Raw genomic sequence first — 24,730 nt, 5'->3', positions numbered from 1 at the left:
GTCGGCTATCGTAGCGAATCCGCGGCGGCGGACAGGGGAGCGTCGACGGCGAGGTGCCGAGCCGCGAAGTCGAGGCCGTTCTCCTCGTCGAGGTCTCCACCCGCCTCGTGGCCGTTGTACGGCCACAGCACCACGGTCTTCGTCCCGCCGTACGCGCTGAAGGCCGGCAGCACCGTCTCGGGCGGGGCGATGCCGTCGAGCATCCCCGTGCTCAGCAGAGCCGGAGCCGTCGCACGCTTGGCGTGGTTCACGCCGTCGAAGTACCGCAGGGTGTCGAGCGCGGTCGCGGCGTCGCCGCGCCGGTCAGCGAGGTACTGCGTCAGCAGGGAGTACGGATGCTCCCGACTCAGCGTCGCAGCGCGGTCGAGCTCGCAGAGGAAGGGGGCCTGGATCACGGCGGCGGCGAGGTCCGGGACCAGGCCGGCGATCGCGAGCGCGATGCCCCCGCCCTGACTCGCCCCGGCGACGCCGACGCGCGCAGGGTCGACGAGGTCGAGGGAGCGCAGCGCATCCACGGCCCGTACCGCATCCGCGTACACGCGGCGGTAGTAGTACTCCCGGGGCGACCGGAGGCCCCGGGTGAGGAAGCCGCCGGCCGACGGTCCGCCGTCGGCGTGATCGTCGTCGGTGTCGCCGTGACCCTGCCCTCGCGCGTCGACGACGAGGTGCGCGTACCCGGCAGCCGCCCATCGCAGGTCGCGCAGAGCGTGCCCTCGGCCGTTGCCGTACCCGAAGAACTGCACCATGCCGGCCAGCGGCGCGGTCGCGCCGTGCGGGACGCGGAGCCACGCCCGGATCGGCGTGCCGCCGAATCCCCGGAAGCTCACCTCGTGCACGTCGATCTGGGTCAGCCGCGTCGGCTGCGGCGTCACGGTCACATCGAGCGGCAGGCTGCGGGTCTCCGCGATCGTGTCGGCCCAGAAGGCGTCGAAGTCGTCGGGTTCGGTCTGCGTGGTCGCGACGTCGACCGTCGTGATCTCACCGTGCATGCGCATCCTCCGTGTGCTCGGCATCGGGCGCGGGGGCGAGCGGGAGGGCGAGCGCTGCGCCCGCCGGCACGTCGACCGGCATCGTCTGCCCGCCGATGCGCACGCGGATCGACCGGTCCTCGGCGCCGGGGTTGCGCACGGTGGCCGCGGTGACGCGGCCTTCCGACCAGGCCAGGTCGAGGACCAGCCCCGAGCGGACGGCGATGCCCTGGACGTCGCCCTCGGGCCAGGCCTCCGGGAGCGCCGGCAGCAGCCGGATCTCGCCGGCGTGACTCTGCACGAGCATCTCGGTGATGGCCGCGGGGAATCCGAGGTTGCCGTCGATCTGGAACGGCGGGTGCGTGCTGAACAGGTTCGGCAGAAGCCCGCCCCATTCGGAGCCGTCCACGGGGCCGTGCCGCGAGGAATCGCCGTCGAACGGCGTCAGCGCCTCCTCCAGGAGGGATGCCGCGACGTCGCCCTGTCCGGCGCGCGCCCGCAGCGCGACCTTCCAGGCCCATGACCATCCCATCGCCCCGGGGCCGCGCGCGTCGAGGAACCGTGCGGCGGCGTGGAGGAGCTGCGGCGTCGCCTCCGGCGTGATGCTGTCGAGCGGATACAGGCCGACGACGGGGGAGAGGTGGCGGTGCAGCGGCTCGTGCTCCGGAACGTCGGCGCCCCATTCCAGCAGTCTCCCGTCGGCTCCGATCCGCACGGGTGCGAGCCGGGTGAGTGCGCTGCGCACCTCGGCCTCGAGCGCATCGTCGAGCGCGAGGTCGGACATCGCGCGGAGCGTCCTGGTGAAGAGCGCGCCGATGAGGGCGAGGTCGGAGGCGGCGGCGAGGCCGAGAGGGGTGGGGCGGCCGTCCGCGGCGACGTAGGAGTTCTCGGGGGAGGTGGAGGGAGAGGTGCGGAGGAGTCCGTCTGGGCCCTCGACGAGCCAGTCGAGGCAGAACTCCGTCGCCCCGCGCAGGACCGGCCAGATCCGCGTCCGCAGCAGGTCGCGGTCGCCGCCGAACTCGTATGCGTCCCAGAGATTGTGGGTGAGCCAGACGCCGCCCATCATCCAGATGGCCCAGCTGGCCGCTCCGCGGCCGTTGCCGACCGGGAGGGTCCAGCCCCAGACGTCGCTGTTGTGGTGGGCGACCCACCCGCGGGCGCCGTACAGGCGCCGGGCCACCTCCCCGCCCGTGTCCGCCAGGTGCTCGACGAGCGCGAGGAGCGGTTCGAAGACGTCGGGGGCGTGCAGCGCGGGGGCCGCCCAGTAGTTCATCTCGGTGTTGATGTTGATCGTGTAGTTCGACGACCAGGCCGGGCGGAGTTCGGCGTTCCAGATGCCCTGCAGGTTGGCAGCCGGGCTCCCGGCGCGCGAACTCGAGGCGAGCAGGTACATGCCGTACTCGGCGGCGACGGTCGCGCGCAGCCGAGGGTCGTCGCCGCGCAGCACATCGCGGTCGACGCTCCAGGCCCCCTCACGCCGACTGCCGATCGCGAATCGCGCCCTGGTCGCGCGCCGCCGGTCGGCGACGTGCTCGGCGAGCAGTTCTGCGGCGGCTCGGCGAACCGCGGCATCCGCTCGCTCCGTGGCGCGATCCCGGATCGCCTCGCGTGAGGCGGTCCGCCAGTCCCCGTCGGCGTCGGCCCACCACGACTCGGCGCGCGACGATGTGGACAGGGCGATCAGCAGTCGACGGGCTCTGCGCACGGCGAGGCGCCCGGGGGCGCCGTCGATCTCGCCGTCGGAGTCGATGGCCGCGACGACCGCAGCGTAGGCGTCGTAGGCCTCGGTGTCGGCGTCGTCGTCCGCGTAGCGATGACCCGGTTCGACCGAGGCCTCGTGCAGCGGTGCGCCGTCGACGGGGATCCGCACATCGAGCGCGAGAGCGCCGTGCAGCTCGACGGCGTCGCCCTGCAGCGGAGTGGACACCTCCAGGTCGACGTCGAAGGGGGCTTCCGAGGTCAGTTCGACGAGCAGAGCCTGGGCGGGTGCGGACACCCATGACCGTCGGCGCACGCGTCCGCGCGGGGTGGAGAGCGCCTCGAGCAGGCAGGCCTCGTCGATGTCGAGGGTGCGTGCGGGAGTGACGGGGTCCGCGCCGAGGATGTCGACGCGGAGGTCGGCGAGCGGCAGGAACTCCTGCGAGTACGGCCCCTCGAAGGCCATGAGGAGGTCCTCCGCCCGTCGCACGTCGCCCGCGTCGAGAGCGGCGCGCACTTCGGCCAGGCGCTCGGGCCCGGCTCCGCGTGCGATGACCTCGTCGAGGGCGCGGGCCGGACCGTCCGGAGTGCCCGACCAGACCGTGGAGTCGTTGAGGCGGTAGAGCCCCGATCCGCCGTAGGCCATGGCGCCGATGCGCCCGTTGCCGAGGGGAGTGGCCTCGTCCCAGCGGGAGGCCGGGGAATCCCAGGTGAGGCGCAGGGTGTCGCTCATCGCACTCCGGTGTGGTCGATCGAATCGGGCAGCACCGTCAGCGTAGCGCATTAATTACCGGTGTCAAGTAATTGTGCGCGCCTCACCGGGATCAGGATTCAGAAGCGCAGCAGCACCTTGCCCACGCGTCCGGCCGAGGTGCTCGCACGCACGGCGTCGGCGATGTCGGCGGCGTCGAAGACACCGGCGACCGGGAGGGTCAGCGTGCCGTCGGTCACGCGCTGGATGAGCTCGCCGAACAGAGCGGTGCGGGTCGCGGCATCCATCGTCTGGATGACCTTGCTGCCCCAGAACCCCTTCACGGTCGCCTGCTTGAAGATCACGTCGGAGGAGGCGATCTCCATGACCGGCGACTGCATCGCGCCGAAGGCGACGAGCGTGCCGCCCTCGCCGACAAGCGAGAGCACGTCGCCGGCGGCTGAGCCGCCCACCGAGTCGATGCCGAACGCGATGCGCGCTCCGCCCGTGATGCGCTCGACCTCGTCGCGCCAGTCCTCGGCGTCGGTGGCCACGATCCGCTCGATCCCCTGCTCGCGCAGCTCCTCGACGCCGGCCGCGCGCCGGACGAGGCCGATCACGTTCACGCCGCGCGCGGCGCCCAGCTGGGCCAGCATGCGTCCCACCGCGCCGTTCGCGGCGTTCTGCACGATCCAGTCGCCCCCCTGCGCGCCGAGGAACTGCAGCAGGCTGATGGTGCTGAAGGGCATCGACACCAGCTGCGACGCGCTCTCGTCGCTCAGGGCCTCCGGCACGGGGATGAGCCCGGCGGCGTTCGCGACCACGTACTCCGCCCAGGCGCCGAACGTGCCGCCGGTCGCGACGCGCTGCCCGACCGTGAGGTGCTCCACGCCCTTGCCCAGCGCGTCGACGACGCCCAGCGCCTCGGTGCCGGATGCTGCGGGAAGGTCGGGCACGAACCCGTACGTGCCTCGCACGGTCCACAGGTCGTGGTTGTGGATGGGCGAGAGCACGATGCGCAGCCGCACCTGCCCTGGGCCGGGGTCGGGGATCGGTCGCTCCTCGACAGCGAGGACGTCGGCTGGTTCGCCGAAGGTCTGGTGGATGAGTGCGCGCATGGGTTTCCTCCTCGTGGGATGGGCGGGTGTCGGGTGATCGACGGGGTCAGTCGTCCGACACGGTGATCGCGACGTCGATGTTGCCGCGGGTCGCGTTCGAATAGGGGCAGACCTGGTGGGCGGCGTCGGCGAGAGCCTGCGCCTGCTCGTGGGGGAGTCCGGGGATGACGACCTCCAGTTCGACGGCGAGGCCGAACCCGCCCTGGCCGTTCGATCCGATGTGCACGCGCGCGCCGACCGAGGAGTCGGTGATCGCGACCTTCTGGCTGCGGGCCACGGACTGCAGTGCGGAGTGGAAGCAGGCGGCGTAGCCGGCGGCGAACAGCTGCTCGGGGTTGGCGCCCGCGCCGCTGCCTCCCATCGCCTTCGGGATGGCGAGGTCGAGGGCGAGCGCGCCCTCCTGGGTCACGACGCGACCGTCGCGTCCTGCTCCGGTGGCGAGTGCCTCGGCGGTGTAGAGAGCGTCCATCGTGTGGACTCCTTCCTGTTGTGCGGTCCTGGTGTGCGGTCCCGTGGTCCGGCGGGTGCGGCGCAGAGCGCGGAGTCAGTCGCGTGCCGCCGCGCGCGCGTGCTCGTGATCGGTCACGCCTTGGAGCAGGGCCGTGAGCTCGCGCAGCTCCGCGATGAGGCGCTGGCGGTGCTCGGGGTCGGCCATCCCGGCGAGCTCGGCGACGGTGGCTCGGGCCGGCGCGACCTCGGCCCGCAGGGCGAGTCCGGCGTCGGTGAGACGCACGAGCACCACGCGCTCGTCGTCGGCGCCGCGGGCGCGCGTGACGTAGCCCGCCTGCTCCAGTCGACGGACGAGGGGAGACAGCGTGCCGGAGTCGAGCTGCATCGCCTCTCCCAGCGCGCCGACGCTCTGCTCGCCCTCGTTCCAGAGGATCGCGAGCACGAGGTACTGCGGGTAGGTGAGGCCCCAGGGTGCGAGCAGCGAGCGGTACGCCTGCGTGGTCGCGCGGGCGGCGGAGTACAGCGAGAAGCACACCATCTCATCGGTCACGGCCATACATCTACCGTACACAATTCAATTGTGCACAACCTATCCCGAAGGCCGCCTCCCACCTGATTCAGAGGATCGTCAGCGGCGCACCCTTGCGCGCGTCTTCGTGACGCTGCTCAGAGTGGCACGCACCGGCGTCCCCAGATAGAGCCCGAGCGAGGCGCCGGAGGCGAGGCCGATGCCGATCACCGCCGCGTCGATGAGCGATCCCCCAGCCCCCATGACCCCCGAGGTCGTCCCGCCGGCATGCACCATCTCCAACAGGCCCTGGAACACCGCGACCCCGGGCACGAGCGGAACGATCGCCGCCGTCGTCACCGCGACCGACGGCACGTGCAGGTTGTGCGCGATGAGCACCCCGACGAAGCTCGCCAGCAGCGCACCCACCGCACTGGCCGCCGCCGGATGCACGTTCACCGCGGTCGCGAGCGTGTAGCCGGCGATCGTGATCGCGCTGAGGAGGGCGCTCACCAGGATGATCCGCAGGCCCGCGCCGTTGAACACGGCGACGGCCACGGCGATGATGATCGCCCCCGCGAACACCGCGGGCAAGGGGCCGAAGGGCGCGGGGTCGTCAGGCAGGTCCATCGTGAAGCCGAGCAGACCGCCCAGCTCGAGCCCGACGAGGATGCCGATCACGACGCCCAGCGTCTGCATCGTCAGATCCAGGATGCGTCCGCCGGCGGTCAGCGCGAAGCCGTCGATCGCATCCTGCGCCGCCCCCACCACGGTGAGCCCGGCGAGCATCAGCACGATGCCCGAGGCGACGATGATCGAGGGGCGGATGCCGACGAACGGCTCGATCCCCGTTGCCCCCAGAGCCGACACAACCACCGCCACGACCGTCGTGACGAAGCCACCGGCGATCTGACTGAAGAACAGCGGCACCCGGATGCGCGCGAGCGCCGCCTGCGTGATCGCCGCGCACAGCGCCGCGACGAACGTCAGACCGACGATGATCGGCGAGGCGCCGAGGAGGATGCTGACGCCGACGGCGAGGAGCGCACGCGCCACGATGACGACGGCCTGCTGGTAGCGGAACGGCAGTCGCCGGATGGCGCGGAACGTCGACCGCGCCGATTCGAGGTCGAGACCGTCGTCGATGTCGGCGACGAGCGCCTGCACGCGCTGCAGCTTGGAATGGTCGGGCGCCGCCACCCGCACCACGCGCACGAGCGTCTCCGGCCAGACCTCGCCGCTCAGGTGGAAGGACACGGTGATCGAGTTGTAGGTCACGTCGACCTGAACGCCTCGCAGCCCGTACGCCTCGCACACGCGGATGATCGCGAGCGTGACCTCGTGCGCCGACGCCCCGACGGCGAACATCGATTCGCCGATACGCGTCGCAAGGTCGAGGACGCGGGGGACCGTGCGCTCGTCGATCACCGGCAGGGCCTCGGTGTAGGCCACGGCCGACGGATCGGTGTGCAGGATCCGGCGCATCGAGGCGAGCAGCCGTCGGCGCGGGTTCGAGGACATGGTCTCCATTCTCGCCGCTGCTGCCCGGGAGCCCGCGTCGGCGCTGGCGCGTCGCGTCAGGCGGGCGTGTCGCCTCCGCGCGTCGTCTCGGTCGCCGTCTGCGCATCGGCGGCGGCCGTCGTGTCACGCGGCGCGAACCCCGCGGAGCTCGGCCAGCCCTCCGGTCCGTCGGTCCCCGCCGCGTACTCCTGCAGAGGCACCTCGCCCGCCGCCCAGGCGTCACGGATCGGCTGGAGGATGCGCCAGCACTCCTCGGCCTCGTCGTCGCGCACCGACAGCGTGACGTCGCCGTCGAGCAGCTCGTCGAGGACCTCCTCGTAGGACCGCTGCTGACCCTGTCCGAGCTCGGCCACCAGGTCCTCCTGTCGCAGATCGAACGGCTCGTCGCCGCTCGTCACGTGCACGCCCAGGGTCATGCGGTCGGGCCCGAGCGCGAACGTGAGCCGACCGCCGTCGCGAGGTGCGTTGCGCAGCCCCTCCGGCAGATGCCGCACCGGACGGAACGTCACCACGACCTCCGAGCGCTTCGTCGGGAGGGCCTTGCCGGAGCGCAGCACGAACGGCACGCCGGCCCAGCGCTCGTTCGCCACCTCGAACACCACCTCGGCGAGCGTCTCGGTGCCGAGCGAGGGATCCACGCCCTCCTCGTCGGCGTACGAGGGGATGTCGCGGTCGCCCACCCGTCCGGCGGTGTACCTCGCTCGGAACGATGCGCTCGCCGGGTCGTTGCGCCACACGTGCGTGGCGCGCAGCGCGGCGGCCTTCGCATCACGCAGGTCGCGCTCGCCGAGTGTCGCGGGAGGCTCCATGGCCATGAGCCCGAGCACCTGCAGCAGGTGGCTCTGGATCATGTCGATCATGGCGCCCGCGTGGTCGTAGTAGCGCGCCCGGTTCTCGAGCGCGAGACTCTCGTCGAAGCGGACGAGCACCGAGTCGATGTGCTCGGCCGACCACACCGGATCCCACATGCGGTTGGCGAGGCGCAGGCCGAGCAGGTTCAGCAGCATCGAGCGCCCGAGGAAGTGGTCGACGCGGAAGATGCGGTTCTCGGGCACGAGCGCGACGAGGGCTTCGTTGAGCGACCTGGCGCTCGCGGCACCGTCGCCGAACGGCTTCTCCATCGCGAGCACCACGTCGTCGGGCAGCTCTGCGCCGTGCAGCGCATCGATGGCTTTGCGCGTCACAGCCGGGGGCAGGGCGAAGTACAGCACGGTGCGCGGGGAGAGGGTCTTCACGAGAGCGCCGATCTCCGTCGGGTCGGTCACGTCCAGAGCGGTGTAGTCGCCCACGGTCACGGTGCCCTCGTCGACCGGCGCGCCCACGGCATCCCGCACCGTCTCCTGCCAGCGCGACGCATCCCAGTCCTCGACGCCGGCCCCGCGCACGGTCACGGTGCGACCCGGCTCCCGTGTGAGGAGGGATCCGAGGGAGGGGAGGAGCAGGCGCGAGGTGAGATCACCCGACGCGCCGAGGATGAGGAGGGTGCATGGCGAACCGGTCATGCCGACGAGAGTATGCATCCGCTGTGTCCCTGCGCCACCCCGTGGCCCCGGGGCGGGGAATCGTGACACACTACGGTCCGTGCCGGAACGGATCGAGGACTACGCCCTTCTCAGCAACTGTCGGACGACGGCCCTCGTCTCGAGCGGGGGGAGCATCGACTGGCTCTGCCTGCCGCGACTCGACTCGGCCTCAGTCTTCGCCGCGCTGCTCGGCGACGAGACGCACGGGCGCTGGGAGCTGCGGCCGACGGACAGGGATGCCGTCAGCACCCGCCGCTACGACGGCGACACGTTCGTGCTCGTGACGCGCTGGCAGAGCGGAGACGCCGTCGCGGAAGTGCATGACTTCATGCCCGTCGGCCCCGATCCGGAGGCCGAGATCCTGCGCACCGATCTCGTGCGCCGTGTCGTGGGCATCAGCGGAGAGATGTCGTTCACGCAGCATCTGACGCTGAGGTTCGACTACGCCAGGGCGATGCCGTGGCTGCGCCAGACAGGCACCCCGGAGGCGCCGTGTCTCGTCGCGATGGCCGGTCCCGACGCGGTCGCGGTGCGCGGAGCCGCGCTCGCATCGGTCGACCATGAGCACCGCGGCGAGGTCGCCGTGCGCGGGGGCGAGACGCGCGACCTGCACCTCACCTGGTTCCCCTCGTACCGCGAGGTGCCCGAGCCGCTCGACGTCGAGCGGGCGCACGCGGAGACCGCCGCGTGGTGGCGGGAGTGGGCGGGGCGGATCGCCCACGACGGTCCGCATCGCGACGAGGTGGTGCGGTCGCTGCTGATCCTCCGCGCGCTGTCGAATCACGAGACCGGCGGCATCGCGGCTGCGGCGACCATGGGACTCCCTGAGGAGATCGGCGGCGAGCGCAACTGGGACTACCGCTACGTGTGGCTGCGCGATGCCGCTCTCACGCTGGAGGCCCTCGTCGGGCACGGTTTCCTGCACCTGGCCGATGCCTGGCGCACCTGGCTGCTGCGCGCCGTCGCCGGGGACCCCGGTGATCTGCAGATCATGTACGGACCGGCGGGCGAGCGGGACATCGCCGAGCGCGAGCTCGATCACCTTCCGGGGTTCGAGGGGTCGCGCCCCGTGCGTCTCGGCAACGGCGCATCCACCCAGTACCAGGCGGATGTCGTGGGCGAGGTGATCGTGACGCTGTCGGCGGCGCGTGCGGCCGGCGTTCCGGAGTCCCCGTTCTCGTGGGCGCTCGAACGGCAGCTGCTGCGCTTCGCCTCGGAGCAGATCGAGCGTCGCGACCAGGGGCTGTGGGAGATCAGGGGGGAGGCGCGTTTCTTCACCCACTCGCGGGTCATGATCTGGGCCGCGTTCGACCGGGCCGTCCGCGCGGTCGAGGAGGACGGGCTCGACGGCCCCGTCGAGCGCTGGCGCGAACTGCGCGACCGCATGCGCGACGAGATCGACACCCGCGGCGTCGTCGACGGACACTTCGTGCAGCACTACGAGACCGACGAGGTCGACGCCTCGCTGCTGCTGCTCCCGCAGGTGGGCTTCTGCGCGCCGGACGACGCCCGCATGCGGGCGACCGTCGCACGCATCGAGCAGACGCTGATGCACGACGGCCTCGTCCATCGCTACCGCACCACGACGGGGGTCGACGGGCTCTCCGGCACCGAAGGGGCGTTCCTCGCGTGCTCGTTCTGGCTCGTCGAGCAGTACGCGTGCACAGGGCGCGTCGACGAGGCGGAGGCGCTCATGCAGCGCCTGTGCGGGCTCGCGAACGATGTCGGGATGCTGTCGGAGGAGTACGACGTGGCCGCCGGGCGCCAGCTCGGCAACACTCCGCAGGCGTTCTCGCACCTCGCGCTCGTGCGGGCGGCCGACGCCCTCGCCCGCCGCGCCCACCGCCCGCGCGGCTGAGCTCGACGGACGAGCGCTCGGTCAGCGTCGGATCAGGCGTCGGAGGACGGAGAACGTCAGCGCTGCCGCCGCGATCCACGGGCCGACGACGACGAGGATCGGATCCATCCAGGTGTGCCGCAGGTCGAGGCGTCCGCGGCCGAACCGGGAGCGCACGGGGTGATGGCCGAGCTCCGCGGCCACCCCCGTCTGCGTCACCGGATCGTCGGGATGCCGCGAGGCGAACGACCGGAGGTGCGCCGTGACGGCATCCACCCGGTCGCCGAGCACCAGCAGCATCCACCGGGTGTTCTTCGTCTCGCTGAAGCGGTCGTACGCGAAGCGGCGGATGGCACCGGCGAGTCCGTTCAGCGGTTGAGCCGTGCCGTAGACCGGTGGCAGCATGCCGTGCTCGATCGAGCGCTCTCGGCGAGGGTCGTCGCCCTGCCGTTCGGGGAAGATCCAGTGCGCGCCGGTCTCGCCGACATCGTCGAGCTCCTGCCAGGTGCGGCGGTGCTCGGGAGCGAGGTCGGCACCCCATCCCGGGATGCGGGCGCGGACCTCCTCCTCGGACGGGGCGAGTGCCGGGCGGGATGCTTCGTAGGGCATGATCATTCCTCTCCGACGACGACGAGCGGTTTGATGCAGTCGTCGAGCTTCGACGAGAACACGTGATACGCCTCGGCGATGTGCTCGAGGGGGAACCGGTGCGTGAGCAGGTCGCTCGGCGAGACGAGGCCCTGTTGGATGTGCTCGAGCAGCCGCGGCCATTGGCGCTTGACGGGGGCCTGGTTCGCCCGGACCGTGAGTCCCTTGTTCATGATGTCGCCGAGCCGCACGGCCGAGACCAGCGGACCGTAGGCGCCGATCACCGAGACCGTCCCGCCCTTGCGCACCGAGTCGATGGCCCAGTTCACGGCCACCGGCGAGCCGCCCTGGAGCTTGAGCTTGGCGCTCGTCACGTGCTGCAGCACGTTGCCGTCGGACTCGGCGCCGACCGCGTCGATGACCACGTCCGCCCCCAGGTACCCGGTCGTCTTCTTGAGCGCGAGCACGATGTCGGCGACCTCCGACAGATGGATCGTCTCGGCGAAGGCGAAGGCGCGCGCCTTCTCCAGCCGGTAGTCGATGTGGTCGATCACGATCACGCGCCCCGCGCCGAGGAACCATGCCGATCGAGCGGCCGCGAGACCGACGGGTCCGGCGCCGAACACGACGACGGTGTCGCCGGCGGCGGTCGGCCCCGGTAACGCCGGTGGGACCCCCGCACTGAAACCCACAGACCGCATGCTGACGCGCCCGGTCGCAGACCTTGCTCGCTCCGAGGCGGGCTGTTAGATGGTGGGGCGGCTCGCTTATGTCGAGCACGCCGTCGAGTACGACCCCTCGCCGGATCCTCCACCACCGGTGGCCGCGAAAGTCGTGAACTCGCGGCCACTTGCGACAACCACACAGTGAGAAAGCAAGTCGTACCGACGGCCGTCAGAAGTCGACGCGACCTTCGCGGTCGATGTCGAGAGCGGTACGGTCTTTCGCCCACTCCTCTAGTGCGGAGTCGAGCTGCTGCCGCAGCCAGCCGGCTGTCTGCTCAGCCTTCGGAGTGACTGACAGCTGCCACAGCCGCTGGTCGACGGAGCCGGTGAGGTTGGCGGCGGGCGATGCAGAGGACTTCATGATGTGCTCGATCCTTGACGTCAGTTGTTGGCGGGTGCGTAGTCGGCAGCGCGGAGAAGGTGGCGTAGCTCGAGGAGAAGGTCCTCGTCGACGGTCTTCTGCCGAGGAGGTGACACCACGATGGTCTCGGTGCCCACCGTGACCTTGACCTTGCTGTTGTGCTCGACGGTGACATCTCCAACAGCCCGGAGCAGGGACAGGACGTCGTGCCATTCGACGTTGCTGCTCGTCGGGTGCGCGGTGATCTGACGGAGTGTCTTGCGGTGGTTCTCACCCAGGTGCGAGGACATGCGGGCCTACTTTCTGTGGTCTCGGTGACACCAAGGTAGGTGTCCGCGTCCGCGTTCGGCTCAGACGGTTGTCGAGTTCTGCATCGACAACCAGCGCCCCTCGTAACCGGCTACGGCGTGGGGGCGTTCTGTGCGGGGTCGATGGCGCCACGACCACGCACCGCGCACGTCCACAACGCAGCGAGCACAACCGCGGCACCTGCGAGGGACCAGCCCTCCCACCCGAGATTCAGGAGGAACCCGCCGCCACCTCCTCCGACGGCGAAGGCGAAAAGAACGGCGAGGTACGCGCCCGCCGGCCGCATATGCCGTTCGCCATCGTCCGCGATGCGCTTGCCGACCGCCCGTCCCAGCAGACTCGCCGCCATCTGGATGACGGAGGTGACGGCGATGTTGCCGTAGAGCATTCCTGCTTCGCGGTGGAAGGCGTTGCCCTGTACTCCGGCGAGGAAACTGATGGCCCACGCGATCCACATCGGTTCGACGACACGGCTGATGCTGAGCGCGGCAAGGACCACGACGAACACCGCCTCCCCGAACAGGATCGGCGCGGAGTACGACCGACCGCGTCGGGAGAGCCAGAGGATCAGGATGCTGCAGACGAAGGCGCCGAGAGCGAAGACGAGAACCGAGCTCGCGGCGAGGAGCGCGCGCCCGACGTTTCCCCCTGCGGTGAGATACCCGAGAGAGATGAGATTGCCGGACTGCACTGTCGCGAACGTGCCGACCTGACCGAACGTCCACGCGTCGAGCAGTCCGGAGACGAAGGCGAGTGACGTTGACGCCCATACCGTTTCCAGCAGCGGGTAGCGACGAAGTGACGGGGCGTGGGCGAGCGACATGAAACCTCCTCGGGACCTTTCCACCCAAGCGAACGACGCGGTTGACGGCGTCCGACGAGTGTCGAGTGCACGTTCGTCAGCTATCCCTGTTGCGCACCGCTGGGCGTTGCCAGACTCCTGAGTACCGTCCGGATTCGTCACGAAGGAGCAAGCTATGGATTCGTCCGAGAACGTCCCCGTCGGGCATGAGGTCCCCACTCTGGGTAACCCCGACCTGCCGCAGGAAGGCGAGATCAACATCGCTGACCGCCCACAGAGCAACACGATGACGGGTCCGCAGAACGAGGCCATCGAGTCGCAGTTCCCGGACCAGATGCATGCGCCGGCGACCGACATCAGCACGCAGCCGTTCTTCTGGTCGTCGTTCAACATCTCGCCCCGTCGCGTGCAGCGTGGTGGCTGGGCGCGTGAGCTGACGAAGCAGGACTTCCACATCTCCGACGAGATCGCCGGAGTGAACATGTACCTGGAGCCCGGCGGCATTCGCGAGCTGCACTGGCACCAGACCGCCGAGTGGGCCGTGATGACTCGGGGAAAGGCCCGCGTGACAACGCTCAGCCGTTCCGGCCTCCCCGCCGTGGAAGACGTGGAGGAGGGCGACCTGTGGTTCTTCCCGGCCGGTACGCCGCACTCCCTGCAGGGGCTCGGCCCGGATGGCGCCGAGTTCGTGCTCGCCTTCGACGACGGCGAGCAGTCCGAATCGAACACCCTGCTGCTGACCGACTGGTTCGCGCACACCCCTCCCGAGGTGCTGGCGAAGAACTTCGGTGTCGCACAGGAGGTGTTCTCGGACATCCCGCTCCACAATCTGTGGATCTTCCCCGGTGACGAACCGCCGGCCCTCGAGGTCGACCAGGCTGCTGCCGGCGTCGAGTGGGGCATGGAGCCGGTCATCTTCCGCCTGTCGCGCTCGAAGCCGCTGTACGAGAACACGGGCGGGTCGATTCAGATCGCTGACTCCACCAACTACAAGTACTCGTCTACGGTCGCTGCGGCCCTCGTCACCGTGGAGCCGGGCTCCATGCGAGAGCTGCACTGGCACCCGAATGCCGACGAGTGGCAGTACTACCTCCGCGGTTCCGCCCGGATGACCGTGTTCAACACCGGCCCGCACGCGAACACCACCGACTTCCGTCCGGGTGATGTGGGCGTGGTCCGCAAGAACTTCGGCCACTACATCGAGAACACCGGCGACGATGTGCTGCAGTTCCTCGAGGTGTTCCGCACCGACAAGTACGAGGAGATCTCCCTCGCCAACTGGCTGTCCCACGTGCCGCCGCAGCTCGTCTCGGCGCACCTCAACATCGACCCCGCCGTCCTCGCGACCTTCCCGCGCGGCTCGCAGGGCATCACTCCTCTGCGGTAAGCAGAGACGTCGCCTCGGGATCGGGCTCGAGGCGGTAGACGGCGCCGGAGGGGCACCCCTCCGGCGCCGTTCTTGCCTCACCACGCACCCATAGAGAAAGCTGCAGGCGATGGCCTTCACACACTCCGACACCGCTCACCGCACGACACCGTTCTGGGCGGTGGCGGTCGCGTTCCTCCTGGTGATGGCGTATTCCACTGTCCCCACACCGCTGTATCCGCTGTACCAGCAGCTCGACGGGTTCCCCGTCTCGGTCGTCACCGTGGTGTTCGCGGCCTACGCGGTCGGCGTCGTCGCGAGCCTCTTCCTGCTCGGTCACGTCAGCGACTGGATGGGCAGGCGCCGAATGCTCGTCATCGCCATCCTCATCTCCGCGCTCTCTGCGGTGGTGTTCATGGTGTTCACCGACGTGCCGGGTCTGCTGGTGGCCCGCGTCGTCAACGGCGTCAGCATCGGCGTGCTCACCGCGACGGCGACCGCGCACCTCGGTGAGCTGAGGGCTCGCGCTCGGCCGGATGAGAACGCCATCGTCGCGGCATCCGTCGCCGGCGGCGCAAACCTCGGAGGCCTCGCCCTCGGCCCCCTCATCGGTGGGCTGTTCGCGGACTTCCTGCCGCACCCGCTGCACCTTTCGCACACCGTGTTCGCGATGGTCCTCATCCTCCTGGCCATCGCGGTCGCGCTCGTCCCTGAGACCGTTACCCCAACTCTGCGCGCGTATCGTCCGCAGAAGGTCGCGGTCCCCGCTGCATCCCGTGGGCAATTCATCGCCGCCGCCTTCGCTGCCTTCGCCGGGTTCGCGCTCTTCGGACTGTTCACGTCTCTCGCACCCTCGATTCTCGTCGGCATCTTCGAGGAAGACGGGCACCTGATGGCCGGCATCACGGTCTTCCTGGTCTTCGGGTCCGCCGCGGCTGCTCAGGTTCTTCTCGCCCGGGTGGCTCGCCGTACGCAGCTGCTGTTCGCCGCCGTCGCCTGCGGTATCGGGCTGCTCGCCATCGCCGGTGGAGCTCTCGCACCGTCGCTCGCCCTGTTCCTCCTCGGCGGGATCATCGGCGGTGCGGGCGTCGGCGCCCTGTTTAAGTGTGCGCTGGCCACGGCATCCGAGATCGCGGAACCGGGTCGCCGGGGCGAGACGCTCGCCGCTATGTTCCTCGTCGCCTATTGCGGCCTGGCCATCCCGGTCCTCGCCATCGGCGGCGCCCTGACGGTGCTGCCGCAGATCACCGTGCTTCTGGTGTTCGTCGTCCTTGTGGGAATCGTGACGGTGGCCGCCGCGTTGAGGATGCGCCGCATCGCCCGCTGAACAGTGAAGGGCCGCCGGGTGGATCCCGGCGGCCCTTTCGATGCTGACACGGCTCAAACGGCGCGACGGATCACTCCTGCCAGAGCCTCGGCGAGGCCCTCAGTTCCGCTGTCGAGGCGGTGGCCGTTGAGGAAGAACGTCGGCGTCCCGTTCACACCGCTGCGGATGCCGCCTTCCTCGTCGGCGCGGATCCGAGAGAGGTATCGGCCCTCGGTCACGGCCGTACGGAGTTCGTCCAGCGGCAGGCTGAGGCGCTCACAGATCGTCGCGTAGAGGTCGGGGCCCAGCTGCTGCTGGTGTTCGAACAGCAGGTCGTGTGCCTCCCAGAACTTCCCGTGCTCGGCGGCGAACTCGGCGACGAAGGCGGCGTCGACCGCCTCCGGGTGAACCTCAGCGAGAGGGAAGTTCCGGAAGACGAAGCGTACCTTCCCCTCGTAGGCGGCGAGCAGCTCCTTGACCACGGGATACGCGGCACCGCAGTAGGGGCACTGGTAGTCGCCGTACTCGACGAGGACCACCGCCGCGTCGGCGGGGCCTGAAGTGTGGTCGTGCGGGGAGACAGGAACGCGAAGTGAGGACATCGTCCTCTCCTTTCAGTGGTGGGTGAGTGTGTCGAGGGCGTCGAGAACCCCGTCGACGCCAGGATTGACGGCGACGGGGGCGAGGTAGCTCCAGGCGATGATGCCCGCGGAGTCGATGATGAAGAGGGCCCTTCGGGCTTCGCCGACGGTGTCGTCGTATGCACCGAAGAGTCGGGCGACCGCCCCCTTCGGCTCGAAGTCGCTGAGCAGCGGAAAGTGCAGTGAGTGGGCCGAGGCGAATGCCTCGTGCGACCACACGTTGTCGACGGACACGGCGACGACCTGAGCGCCCCGGGCGCGGATCAGCGGCAGAGCCTCGTTGATGACGGACAGCTGGTCACCGCAGACGGGGCTCCAGTCGGCAGGGTAGAACGCGAGGACCACCGGGCTGCCGAGGAGCTCATCCGAGCTCAGCGACTGGTCGGCGGTCACCCGGAGAGTGAACTGTGGTGCGCGTTCTCCTGGTTGCAGGATCTCTGGCATGGTCGGCCCTTTCTGTGCGTACTCTCACTGTGCTCGCGAGGGATCGGACTTTCGTAGGCCGAGCGTTCGAAGGTCATCCGACATGTGTCGAACCGGCGGTACTCCGCCGGCGTTCGACCACGACGGCCCCGATGAGGACGAGCGCCGCAATCGCCGCACCGGCGAGCGTATCCACCACGCGTTCGTCCGCGACCTCGCCGATGGACTGCCCCGCGGCGGACGCGAGGAGCACCGCCATCGGAGTGACCGCGGCGAGAGCCCAGGTCAGGTTCCGGCGTATGAGGAGCTCGAAGGCGAATATCAGCCCGGCGGCCCATGCGATGCGCGCGAACCCCTGGGGCTCGATGACCGCGAGGACGACGACGAGGATGATGGCGACGCCCGTGCCGATGAGCCGTTGTACGCCGCGCAGGGCCGCGGAGTGGACGTCGGCGTCTTTCTGCAGGATTCCGAGGCACGCCAGCATCACCCACGCCGCATGGTGCAGGCCGAGGAACGCGCTGACTGGTACGGCGAGCACCGCGGCCACGGCGATGCGAGCGACGACCACGCGCACCGATGCGGAGACCGCGAAACGCCAGTGGGTGCGTCGCTCGAAGATCTCGTGGTCGCTGGCCCGGATGGACGGCACCACGAGGGGCAGCACCACGACGAGGTAGCCGACAAGCGCACCGCCGGCGAGGGAGGCGATGACCTCGAGATAGCTCATCCCGGCTCCGCCCTTGGCTATGGGTGCGACGAGTTGACCGGCGGAGCCCGTAATGAGAACGAGGAACAACGCACCCGGCGGACCGGCCGAGAGAGCCTGCGCGAGGAACGACCCACCGATGGCGATGACGGACATGGCGATGAGGCCGGGGATCAGCGCGGTGCCCAGAAGGGCGCCGATGCTCGCAGCGACCAGGAGAGCGGCGGCGATGAGAGGCAGCGCGACCGCGCGTTCTCTGCGCGACCGGTCCGGGAGATGCAGCACGATGAGCGCGCCGATGGAGGCGACCGATCCCCAACGCGGTTCGCCGACGAGCAATCCGAGGAGAGGTGGAACGGTGATGGCGGTCGCCGCTTGCAGCGCACCCGGCCACTGATGGGTCGCTGGGCGGAGGGCGAACAGTTGCCGCCAGATGGCTGCGTTCACTCAGCGCCGAGCGCGCCGAGCTCTGCGGCGGAGGGCGCGAAGAACACCGAACCGGTCAGGGCAGTCGAGAAGTCCAGCAGCCGGTCGTGCATCCCCGCCGGCTCTCCGATGAACATCCGCTCGAGCATCTGCTGGATGACCCAGAGGTTGCGGCTGTATCCGAGGAAGTAGGTGCCGAACTCGCCCGCACCCGGGCTGCCGAAAGGCATGTTGTCGCGGATGATGTCGTGCTCGACTCCCTGTTCGTCTTCGATGGTCGCCAAGGACTTGTGCGACTGTTGGCCCGCGGGGGCGTCATCCAGCTCGATGCCGTCCACCTTTGTGCGCCCGAGGATCCGCTCCTGCGTGTCGACGGGCAGCGAATCCCACGCGGCCATCGCGTGAACGTACTTCTGGGTGACGACGTAGGTACCGCCGGCGTGGGCGGGGTCCTCGTCGCCTACGAGCACTGCCTCGTCGACTTCCGGTCCGACAGGGTTCGCCGTTCCATCGACGAATCCCAGTAGGTCACGGCGGTCGAAGGAGCGGAAGCCCACGGTCTCATCGATGACCTGTACTGCAGCCCCGAGGTCGCTCAGCAGTCGCTTCTCGAAGAAGAAGCAAACATCGGCACGCTCTGCTCTGATGTGGAAGAGGAGGTCGCCTTCGGTGGCGGGGGCCGTGTGTACCGCACCGACGACCGGGGTGAACGCACGCAGCTGGGCTGGCAGGGAGCTCCCCATCAGCGATTCCCAGACGCTGCTGCCGACGCCGACAGTGCCTGTCAGTGCGGCATCAGGGAACCGGAAGGTGATGGCCTTCATTGAATCCGCGAGGTCGGCTAGGACGTCGCGCACGGTGTCTATGCCGTTTGGCGCGATGGTCACGACCAGGAAGACCGCGTTCGCGGTGAGTGGGGCACCCGGCGCCTGCGTCGGACCCGTTTCGGCACTGTTCATCGCCCGCCTGCTTCCTCTCACAGTGGTCATCTGCTCCATCCTGACGGCGCATGGGGCGATCCTCCTCCGACACGTGACGAGAGTGGATGCGACGCTCGAAGCCCGCTCCGGCGTGCGCGGTAACCCTGCACGAACTGTCCATAGGGGACTGAACGGACGTCGCAAGGACACGGTCTCCACCGGTTCTACCGTGAGTGCCACACGACCTGAACGGAGACATCATGGACGCCATCGGCCGCGAGGCACTCACCGGAATCCAGCAACTCGAACGCGAACTCATCGTGCGTGACTTCGTCGCGCTCCTCAACGACCGGGCACACACCGAGCTGCACCCGTTCCTCGCGGAGGACGTCGTCTATCGGCCGTCTGCGAGCAAGAGCGTGTGGGGACGCCCCGCCGTCACGCGGATGATTGCCGATCTGCACGAGAACTTCGACCAATGGACCACCGACCTCCAGTCCGTCGCGGTCTGCGGCGACACGGTGCTGACCGAACAGCGACTGCGGCTGCGGCTCCCCGGTACGTCGACAGTTGAGGTGATGGGGTTCGCGAGCTTCCGCCTGGCGGGCGCGCAGATCAGCGCATGGAACCAGATTCACGCGTGAGCTGTGCCTGAGAGCGCGTTAGGCGCTTTCCATGCCACTCGCGCAGAGCCTTCCTCGAGTTGACGCCTGACTTCGCGTAGATATGGCGGATGTGCGAGACGACCGTATGGGGCGACATGAACAGCGCGTCCGCGATCTGCTGCGTTGTCGCACCGGCGGCTACGCGCTCGAGCACTTGCTGCTCGCGCGGTGAGAGCATCTGCGGATCGGCTTGTGAGTGCGCACGCCGGCGCACTCCGAGATGCCGGAGAGACTGCAGTACCCGGTTGACGTCGCGATGCGCTCCGGCGTTCTCGTAGATCGCGAGCGCTTCGTCAAGCGCCGATATGGCCGGTTCCGCATTGGTTTGCACGGCCCCGACGAATTCGAGGACCAGAGCGAGGATGAGCGGTCTGTCCAACTGCCGAAAGGTTGTCGCGGCCTCAGACAGGAGGTCCGCGTCACGAGCGTGGCAGCCTTCGGCGGCCTGAAGGATGGCCCGGCAGTATGCGCTGTCGGGATTGCGGTCGTACCGGGACCGGGCTCGCGTGATGACCTCCTGAGCGAGTCCATCATCATCGGACCGGATCGCCACTTCCATAAGGAGAAGGTCGTCCGCGAAGTCGGAGGGGGTGGTCATCGCAGGGATGGGGTCATGAAGCGACTCCCGCGCCAGCGCACTGTGCGCCACCGCGTCGTCCACATTGCCGTCGTTCAGAGCTCGCAGGACGAGCATCCACTGGCCCGCCCGCACGACACCACCGCCGGACGCCAGAGCCACGACGATGGGCTCTGACTGCTGACGCAGAGCGGTGTCGCCGGTGCGGAGCGCAATCCGAAACAACACGATGCCAGCGGTCGCATTCGCGAAGTCACCGAGTCCGAGTTCGCCAGCAAGAGAGAGCACCGACTCGGCTTGCAGCTTCGCCTCGTCCAGTCGGCCGAGATCATGCAGGACGCGGGCGCGAACCATCATCCAGTAGGCCTCGGCGACTGCGGCTTTGGACGCGAGCGCGGAGCGCAGCCCCTCGTCCACCAGTTCGAGGGCGTGGGTGACGTCGCCCTTCGAGCTGTGGAGGAACGCGTCCCACAGCCCTTCCGGCACCCATCGCGCCGGATCGAGCCCGGCGAGAGCAGCGCGCTTCGACGCCGCCTGCATGAGGGCGACCGCGTCATCGAACCGATTGCTGTTGAAGGCGTACACGGATTCTGTCGCGTCGACCGTGGCCAGCGCCTCGTGGTCGACGTCGGGGTCGGCGACCTCGCGCGCGAGCGTCAGACTGCGAGTCAGCTCGACGAAGTCGGCCTTGTTCGCGCAGTTCAGCGCGCGCACAGCGAGGAGATCGGCTCGTGTCGAGCGCTCGATGTTTCCCAGCGCGAGCGCCTCATCACAGGTCGCGATGGCTTGGTCGAACGAGGACTCGGTCTGGCGACGGGCGGCACCGAGAAGGACGCGCGCGCGGGACTCTGGTGAGAGATAGGGCGTGAGAGCCTGCGTCGCGTTGTCCGCCTCGGTATCGCGTCCGTCGGCCCAGAGGTACGGCAGAAGCTCGGTGCTGGCCTCCGCCAACGCGGGGATGTTGTTGGCGAGGCGAAGTGCCGCCGCCGCAAGGTCGGCGGCCTGCGAAGTGTCGGACGCTGCCAACTGCTGTGCGGCATCACGGATCAGAGCGAACGACTGCTGGTCGCCGGGTTCCGCCGCCTCCACGAGCGCCGCGGCGACAGCGGAGGCCGGTTCGCCGGAAGCGAGACGCAGGTGGGCCACTTCCCGCAGCATGACTTTGCGGACGGATGCGGGGATCGTCGCCTCGACGGCTTCTCGGATCGTGTCGTGGACGAAGGCGAGCGTCGTCCCGTCATCTGTCAAGAAGTCAGCGCCCAGCAGTTCCCGCACCACGGGCATCGAGGTCACAGCGGTGGCGCCGGTCGCGGTCAAGACGTCGGACAGGCGGAACCTTCTGCCGAACAAGCTCGCAACCTGCGCGAATGTCAAAGCGTCGTCAGAGAGATGAGCGACGCGCTGTCGTGACGCCGCCCCGAACCTCGCGGGAACGTTGGTGCCGACAGCATCCACGACACCGTCATGAGCCTCGAGGAGTGCCTCCTCTTGGAGGCCGCGCACGAGTTCGACGACGAGGAGCGGGATGTGCGAGGTCCGTTCGAGAGCGGCTTCGAGCTTGGGTCCGAGGGCCGCGCCAGCGAGGTCTGCAGCAATCTCGAGGGCAGCATCGGCCGCGACGGGCTCGAGATCAACGACCGTGCCGGTGCGCTCGACATACTCGGCGACTCGCGCGTGCGCTGCCCGGAATTGCCCGGACCGGCTGGCAAGCACCCACGCGACTGGCTGATCCGCCAGCGCGGCCGCTGACCGCAACAGGATCCCGACCGACGCGGCGTCCAACCACTGCAGGTCGTCAATGACGACGACCGTGCCTCCCGCGGTAGTCGCCGCCGACTCCACTCTGTCGGTCAGGAGGCGCGTAATCCAGTATTGCGCTTCCCCCGTGCCGAGGACCGGTCGCAGTTCCTCCTCCGTCACCAGGGGTGGAGTGCCACGCAACATCGCCTCGGTGAGCGCACCCAGGGGGACTGCGCCGGAGTCGACATCCGGGGTGACGGTGAGGGTGGACCACCCCTTTTCATCGGCGAACGCGAGAATCTCCGCGAGGAGTCGAGTCTTTCCCATTCCGGCGCGCCCACGGATGAGCGCAGGAGTGGGCGCGCCCGTGAGAGACCGGTTGATGGACGCGATGAGGGCCGAAGTGATGTCGTCGCGTCCGCGCAGGGGGGTGCTGGCCGCGGTGGGGGAACCGGCCAAGAAGGCGCGGTCTGACGCAACGGCGTAGCCGGAGTGTCGGTCGTGCATCCCCCCATTATCCCGAAGCGACGTTGCGCGTTCGTTTCGAGGTGATGTGCATATGTCGAAGAGGGGATGTGAACGCTCCCACCCATACCTACCGTTGAGGTCGCTGCCGCCATCTGGGTGGTACAAGTTGGGCCTCCTCGACATCGATATGTCGTTCCTACGCTGAGGCCGAGGGCGCGAGTGCTGGCCCGAGAAAGGATCACGATGCATCGGTGGGGCGACGTCGTAGGGAGACGTGCATGAACCTGCAAACACTCGTGGATGACCTTGCGGAAGACCTCGGTCGATCCGTGGTCATCAACGACGCGCAATACCGCCCTATGGTCTCCAGCGCGCAAGGGGAGGAGATCGATGAGCTCCGTGCTCGCGGACTTCTCGGACGTGCAACGCCTCCGCGCGAGCGCGCGTATCTGGAGAGCATTCATCTGTCCTCCGCCAAGCGGCCGCAGACCGTGAATCTCGACCAATTCGGTGCACGCGAACGTCTGGCCGTGCCGATTCGCTCCGATGACGCGCTGCTCGGAGTCATGTGGCTCATCACGGGCGGGCTCCCGCCGCTGACATCCGCACAGTTCCGCGCCGTGGACGCGGCAGTGGACATCGCGCGCGACTATCTCGCCGCCGAGCAGGACGCGACACCCGCGCGATCCACACGCGAAATGGTCATCCGTGGACTTCTCGCTCAGGATCCGGTCGCCAGACGGGACGCGCTGAGCACCGCTGTCCGCACTCACGGGGTATCGCGCAGCTCGGCAACCGTCGTTCGTGCCGTGTCCGTCGGGCATGACACATCCGTCGTGCAGCGCGCGTCGCTCGGACGGGCCCTGGAGAGCGTGGCCAAGACCACACTCATGTTCATGGGCGAGATCGGAGCTGCCCTGCTGTTCCTGGAGCGTGCGAACGATAATGCGCGAACAGACGACCTCATCGCGGCCGAGGCCGCGCGCGCCGGCGTGCTCTTGCGAGCAATCGGGTCCGCTCACCTGACCGAGACGGACATCGACGTGCGGCCCGTCGCTGAGCGGGCGGTCGCGACGGCGGCGGTCGCTGAGCTCCTGCCTGATCTGGGCAAGAGCCTGCGCGCCGAGGACGTCGGTCCCTGGCTGCTCATTGCTGATGTCGTCTCAGATCCGAACCGGCTGCAGTGGTACTCGCCAGCCGCGTACACCCTGATCCATGACGCGGACCCGCTGCGCCGGCAGACCATCGAGACTCTCCTCGACCACGCCCATCAGATCAAAGTCGTGTGCGAGGAACTGCACATCCACCGCACGACGCTCTACTACCGATTGGAAAACATGCCACAAGTGGTGAAAGACGCAATGGATGACGGAATGAAACGCAGCGCACTGCACCTGGGCTTGAAACTTGCGTCGTACTGGGAGAACGCAGGTCACATCCAATGAGGGCACGGAGCCGGCAAGTTCAGACCAGCGACGGTGTGACCCTGGAGCTGTACGACACAGGTGGGAACGGCGTCCCGCTCCTGATGCTCCACGGGTGGTCACAATCGCAGGAGATGTTCCGGCACCAGCGTGAAGGACTCACCGAGCGCCGCGTCATTACCTATGACGCGCGCGGACATGGAAGGTCAGAGAAGCCCTGGCGTGGGCACCGCATCGCCCGTCTCGCGGCCGACCTCCGAGACATCCTCGACGAACTCGACATTCAGACCGTCGACCTCCTCGGCTGGTCGATGGGCGTCTCCGTCATCTGGTCCTACCTCGAACTCTTCGGAGACAGCAGAGTACGCAGCATCGTGATGGTGGACCAACCAGCCGCGGTCGTCGCGCAACTGTGGATGAGCCCGCAAGAGCAGCAGTCCGCGGGCTGCATCCTGCCGCCGGACGGGCTCGGCGCGCTCGCCAATGCCATCGCTGATGATGCTGGTGGCGAAGCGGCGGTGCGTGCTTTCGTGCGGAGCATGTTCACCGGGCCCGTCAACGACGACCTCTGGGCGTTCGTGTCATCGGAGGTCGCTCAGACGCCTCGTCGAGTTGCCGCGCCACTCCTGTTCGACCACGGCGCGCAGGACTGGCGGGAAATGCTTCCGACCATCGCCAAGCCCACCCTCGTGCTGGGTTGCGATGGCAGCCATGTCTCCCCGGAATCGCAGCGTTACGTCGCATCGCGTATACCTGGAGCGCTCGTGCACATCTTCCCGCGGGATGTAGCAAGCTCCCACTTCCCATTCCTGGAAAACCCGGAGGCGTTCAACGATGTCGTCCGCGTCTTCCTTGACGCGAACGGGGTTTCCGACACCCGTCCAGTCAAGTAACGACAACGCGTAGGAGCGGGGGCACGGTCCCCGCTCCTAGCGTGGGATGGAACCCGGAGATCTCGGGGACTGA

General features: G+C 68.8%; 22 protein-coding genes and 1 pseudogene. 6 read left to right on the top strand and 17 right to left on the bottom strand.

The genetic code is table 11. The annotated features are described in order from the left end of the window. Window positions 1-5: 5 nt before the first annotated feature. The 7 genes from MRBLWO14_RS02295 to MRBLWO14_RS02265 all read right to left on the bottom strand — a co-directional run bounded on the left by MRBLWO14_RS02295 (window position 6) and on the right by MRBLWO14_RS02265 (window position 8,456). Window positions 6-989 (bottom strand): acetylxylan esterase, encoded by a 984-nt coding sequence (locus MRBLWO14_RS02295; RefSeq protein ID WP_341934862.1) that lies wholly within the window; start codon window positions 987-989, stop codon window positions 6-8. Continuing rightward, entirely contained in the window at window positions 979-3,399 is a 2,421-nt protein-coding gene (locus tag MRBLWO14_RS02290; protein WP_341934861.1) for a glycoside hydrolase N-terminal domain-containing protein, read from the bottom strand. Before MRBLWO14_RS02290 ends, MRBLWO14_RS02295 begins: the two co-directional genes overlap by 11 nt. A gap of 98 nt (window positions 3,400-3,497) precedes the next feature. Then, the gene (locus MRBLWO14_RS02285; RefSeq protein WP_341934860.1) at window positions 3,498-4,475 is read right to left on the bottom strand and encodes a zinc-binding dehydrogenase; all 978 of its coding nucleotides are present in this window, start codon (window positions 4,473-4,475) and stop codon (window positions 3,498-3,500) included. A 46-nt stretch (window positions 4,476-4,521) separates the two neighbouring features. Next, complete coding sequence (locus MRBLWO14_RS02280; protein ID WP_341934859.1) at window positions 4,522-4,944, bottom strand: organic hydroperoxide resistance protein; 423 nt, start codon at window positions 4,942-4,944, stop codon at window positions 4,522-4,524. A 75-nt stretch (window positions 4,945-5,019) separates the two neighbouring features. Beyond that, a complete protein-coding gene (locus MRBLWO14_RS02275; RefSeq protein ID WP_341934858.1) occupies window positions 5,020-5,481 on the bottom strand; it encodes a MarR family transcriptional regulator in 462 nt (153 codons plus the stop codon). A gap of 72 nt (window positions 5,482-5,553) precedes the next feature. Further along, the gene (locus MRBLWO14_RS02270; protein ID WP_341934857.1) at window positions 5,554-6,954 is read right to left on the bottom strand and encodes a threonine/serine exporter family protein; all 1,401 of its coding nucleotides are present in this window, start codon (window positions 6,952-6,954) and stop codon (window positions 5,554-5,556) included. A 56-nt stretch (window positions 6,955-7,010) separates the two neighbouring features. Next, window positions 7,011-8,456, bottom strand: a complete 1,446-nt coding sequence (locus MRBLWO14_RS02265; protein WP_341934856.1) for a glucose-6-phosphate dehydrogenase — start codon at window positions 8,454-8,456, stop codon at window positions 7,011-7,013. 79 nt (window positions 8,457-8,535) lie between these two features. On the opposite strand from MRBLWO14_RS02265, the gene MRBLWO14_RS02260 reads away from it, so the two are divergent. Continuing rightward, complete coding sequence (locus tag MRBLWO14_RS02260) at window positions 8,536-10,335, top strand: glycoside hydrolase family 15 protein (RefSeq protein WP_341934855.1); 1,800 nt, start codon at window positions 8,536-8,538, stop codon at window positions 10,333-10,335. A 21-nt stretch (window positions 10,336-10,356) separates the two neighbouring features. On the opposite strand, the gene MRBLWO14_RS02255 is transcribed toward MRBLWO14_RS02260, so the two are convergent. The 5 genes and pseudogenes from MRBLWO14_RS02255 to MRBLWO14_RS02235 form a co-directional block, all read right to left on the bottom strand. Further along, window positions 10,357-10,923, bottom strand: coding sequence for a hypothetical protein (locus MRBLWO14_RS02255; protein WP_341934854.1), 567 nt, complete (start codon window positions 10,921-10,923; stop codon window positions 10,357-10,359). Window positions 10,924-10,925: 2 nt separating this feature from the next. After that, window positions 10,926-11,543 (bottom strand): annotated as a pseudogene (locus tag MRBLWO14_RS02250) (zinc-binding dehydrogenase); the annotation flags it as partial. A 253-nt stretch (window positions 11,544-11,796) separates the two neighbouring features. Then, window positions 11,797-11,988 (bottom strand): hypothetical protein, encoded by a 192-nt coding sequence (locus tag MRBLWO14_RS02245; RefSeq protein ID WP_341934853.1) that lies wholly within the window; start codon window positions 11,986-11,988, stop codon window positions 11,797-11,799. A 20-nt stretch (window positions 11,989-12,008) separates the two neighbouring features. Next, window positions 12,009-12,278: a hypothetical protein gene (locus tag MRBLWO14_RS02240; RefSeq protein ID WP_341934852.1), complete on the bottom strand. Its 270-nt coding sequence runs from the start codon at window positions 12,276-12,278 to the stop codon at window positions 12,009-12,011. A gap of 110 nt (window positions 12,279-12,388) precedes the next feature. Continuing rightward, on the bottom strand, window positions 12,389-13,120 hold the full coding sequence (locus MRBLWO14_RS02235; protein WP_341934851.1) for a YoaK family protein: 732 nt from the start codon (window positions 13,118-13,120) through the stop codon (window positions 12,389-12,391). 154 nt (window positions 13,121-13,274) lie between these two features. On the opposite strand from MRBLWO14_RS02235, the gene MRBLWO14_RS02230 reads away from it, so the two are divergent. Next, entirely contained in the window at window positions 13,275-14,486 is a 1,212-nt protein-coding gene (locus MRBLWO14_RS02230; RefSeq protein WP_341934850.1) for a cupin domain-containing protein, read from the top strand. A 109-nt stretch (window positions 14,487-14,595) separates the two neighbouring features. Then, window positions 14,596-15,792 (top strand): MFS transporter, encoded by a 1,197-nt coding sequence (locus tag MRBLWO14_RS02225; RefSeq protein ID WP_341934849.1) that lies wholly within the window; start codon window positions 14,596-14,598, stop codon window positions 15,790-15,792. 53 nt (window positions 15,793-15,845) lie between these two features. Here the strand turns inward: MRBLWO14_RS02225 and MRBLWO14_RS02220 are convergent, their stop codons facing one another. The 4 genes from MRBLWO14_RS02220 to MRBLWO14_RS02205 form a co-directional block, all read right to left on the bottom strand. Continuing rightward, window positions 15,846-16,373 carry a thioredoxin domain-containing protein gene (locus MRBLWO14_RS02220; protein WP_058630785.1) on the bottom strand — a complete coding sequence of 176 codons (528 nt, stop codon included), beginning with the start codon at window positions 16,371-16,373 and terminating at the stop codon, window positions 15,846-15,848. A gap of 12 nt (window positions 16,374-16,385) precedes the next feature. Then, a complete protein-coding gene (locus MRBLWO14_RS02215) occupies window positions 16,386-16,856 on the bottom strand; it encodes a redoxin domain-containing protein (RefSeq protein WP_341934848.1) in 471 nt (156 codons plus the stop codon). A 73-nt stretch (window positions 16,857-16,929) separates the two neighbouring features. Then, the gene (locus MRBLWO14_RS02210; protein ID WP_341934847.1) at window positions 16,930-17,991 is read right to left on the bottom strand and encodes an FUSC family protein; all 1,062 of its coding nucleotides are present in this window, start codon (window positions 17,989-17,991) and stop codon (window positions 16,930-16,932) included. Further along, the gene (locus MRBLWO14_RS02205; RefSeq protein WP_341934846.1) at window positions 17,988-18,968 is read right to left on the bottom strand and encodes a Dyp-type peroxidase; all 981 of its coding nucleotides are present in this window, start codon (window positions 18,966-18,968) and stop codon (window positions 17,988-17,990) included. The genes MRBLWO14_RS02210 and MRBLWO14_RS02205 overlap by 4 nt, the downstream gene beginning before the upstream one ends. Before the next feature lie 182 nt (window positions 18,969-19,150). Here MRBLWO14_RS02205 and MRBLWO14_RS02200 point away from each other — a divergent pair, with 182 nt between their 5' ends. After that, window positions 19,151-19,534, top strand: coding sequence for a nuclear transport factor 2 family protein (locus tag MRBLWO14_RS02200; protein ID WP_058630789.1), 384 nt, complete (start codon window positions 19,151-19,153; stop codon window positions 19,532-19,534). On the opposite strand, the gene MRBLWO14_RS02195 is transcribed toward MRBLWO14_RS02200, so the two are convergent. Further along, complete coding sequence (locus tag MRBLWO14_RS02195; RefSeq protein ID WP_341934845.1) at window positions 19,506-22,379, bottom strand: LuxR C-terminal-related transcriptional regulator; 2,874 nt, start codon at window positions 22,377-22,379, stop codon at window positions 19,506-19,508. The genes MRBLWO14_RS02200 and MRBLWO14_RS02195 overlap by 29 nt on opposite strands. Before the next feature lie 239 nt (window positions 22,380-22,618). Here MRBLWO14_RS02195 and MRBLWO14_RS02190 point away from each other — a divergent pair, with 239 nt between their 5' ends. Both MRBLWO14_RS02190 and MRBLWO14_RS02185 read left to right on the top strand, forming a co-directional pair. Beyond that, complete coding sequence (locus MRBLWO14_RS02190; RefSeq protein ID WP_315105326.1) at window positions 22,619-23,785, top strand: helix-turn-helix domain-containing protein; 1,167 nt, start codon at window positions 22,619-22,621, stop codon at window positions 23,783-23,785. A 35-nt stretch (window positions 23,786-23,820) separates the two neighbouring features. Further along, complete coding sequence (locus tag MRBLWO14_RS02185) at window positions 23,821-24,657, top strand: alpha/beta hydrolase (RefSeq protein WP_315105325.1); 837 nt, start codon at window positions 23,821-23,823, stop codon at window positions 24,655-24,657. Window positions 24,658-24,730 lie beyond the last annotated feature (73 nt).

The sequence above is a fragment of the Microbacterium sp. LWO14-1.2 genome (genome assembly GCF_038397715.1).
Lineage (GTDB): Bacteria > Actinomycetota > Actinomycetes > Actinomycetales > Microbacteriaceae > Microbacterium.
Note: the sequence above shows the minus strand (reverse complement) of the source record. Positions and strands in the feature narration are given on the sequence as shown.

What these genes read in the sequence shown, in the direction of transcription:
- MRBLWO14_RS02295 (WP_341934862.1), bottom strand. Translation starts at nt 989, where the DNA reads ATGCACGGTGAGATCACGACGGTCGACGTCGCGACCACGCAGACCGAA.
- MRBLWO14_RS02230 (WP_341934850.1), top strand. Translation starts at nt 13,275, where the DNA reads ATGGATTCGTCCGAGAACGTCCCCGTCGGGCATGAGGTCCCCACTCTG.
- MRBLWO14_RS02200 (WP_058630789.1), top strand. Translation starts at nt 19,151, where the DNA reads ATGGACGCCATCGGCCGCGAGGCACTCACCGGAATCCAGCAACTCGAA.
- MRBLWO14_RS02215 (WP_341934848.1), bottom strand. Translation starts at nt 16,856, where the DNA reads ATGCCAGAGATCCTGCAACCAGGAGAACGCGCACCACAGTTCACTCTC.
- MRBLWO14_RS02290 (WP_341934861.1), bottom strand. Translation starts at nt 3,399, where the DNA reads ATGAGCGACACCCTGCGCCTCACCTGGGATTCCCCGGCCTCCCGCTGG.
- MRBLWO14_RS02285 (WP_341934860.1), bottom strand. Translation starts at nt 4,475, where the DNA reads ATGCGCGCACTCATCCACCAGACCTTCGGCGAACCAGCCGACGTCCTC.
- MRBLWO14_RS02270 (WP_341934857.1), bottom strand. Translation starts at nt 6,954, where the DNA reads ATGTCCTCGAACCCGCGCCGACGGCTGCTCGCCTCGATGCGCCGGATC.
- MRBLWO14_RS02235 (WP_341934851.1), bottom strand. Translation starts at nt 13,120, where the DNA reads ATGTCGCTCGCCCACGCCCCGTCACTTCGTCGCTACCCGCTGCTGGAA.
- MRBLWO14_RS02280 (WP_341934859.1), bottom strand. Translation starts at nt 4,944, where the DNA reads ATGGACGCTCTCTACACCGCCGAGGCACTCGCCACCGGAGCAGGACGC.
- MRBLWO14_RS02265 (WP_341934856.1), bottom strand. Translation starts at nt 8,456, where the DNA reads ATGACCGGTTCGCCATGCACCCTCCTCATCCTCGGCGCGTCGGGTGAT.
- MRBLWO14_RS02275 (WP_341934858.1), bottom strand. Translation starts at nt 5,481, where the DNA reads ATGGCCGTGACCGATGAGATGGTGTGCTTCTCGCTGTACTCCGCCGCC.
- MRBLWO14_RS02245 (WP_341934853.1), bottom strand. Translation starts at nt 11,988, where the DNA reads ATGAAGTCCTCTGCATCGCCCGCCGCCAACCTCACCGGCTCCGTCGAC.
- MRBLWO14_RS02225 (WP_341934849.1), top strand. Translation starts at nt 14,596, where the DNA reads ATGGCCTTCACACACTCCGACACCGCTCACCGCACGACACCGTTCTGG.
- MRBLWO14_RS02190 (WP_315105326.1), top strand. Translation starts at nt 22,619, where the DNA reads ATGAACCTGCAAACACTCGTGGATGACCTTGCGGAAGACCTCGGTCGA.
- MRBLWO14_RS02205 (WP_341934846.1), bottom strand. Translation starts at nt 18,968, where the DNA reads ATGGAGCAGATGACCACTGTGAGAGGAAGCAGGCGGGCGATGAACAGT.
- MRBLWO14_RS02240 (WP_341934852.1), bottom strand. Translation starts at nt 12,278, where the DNA reads ATGTCCTCGCACCTGGGTGAGAACCACCGCAAGACACTCCGTCAGATC.
- MRBLWO14_RS02195 (WP_341934845.1), bottom strand. Translation starts at nt 22,379, where the DNA reads ATGCACGACCGACACTCCGGCTACGCCGTTGCGTCAGACCGCGCCTTC.
- MRBLWO14_RS02255 (WP_341934854.1), bottom strand. Translation starts at nt 10,923, where the DNA reads ATGCCCTACGAAGCATCCCGCCCGGCACTCGCCCCGTCCGAGGAGGAG.
- MRBLWO14_RS02220 (WP_058630785.1), bottom strand. Translation starts at nt 16,373, where the DNA reads ATGTCCTCACTTCGCGTTCCTGTCTCCCCGCACGACCACACTTCAGGC.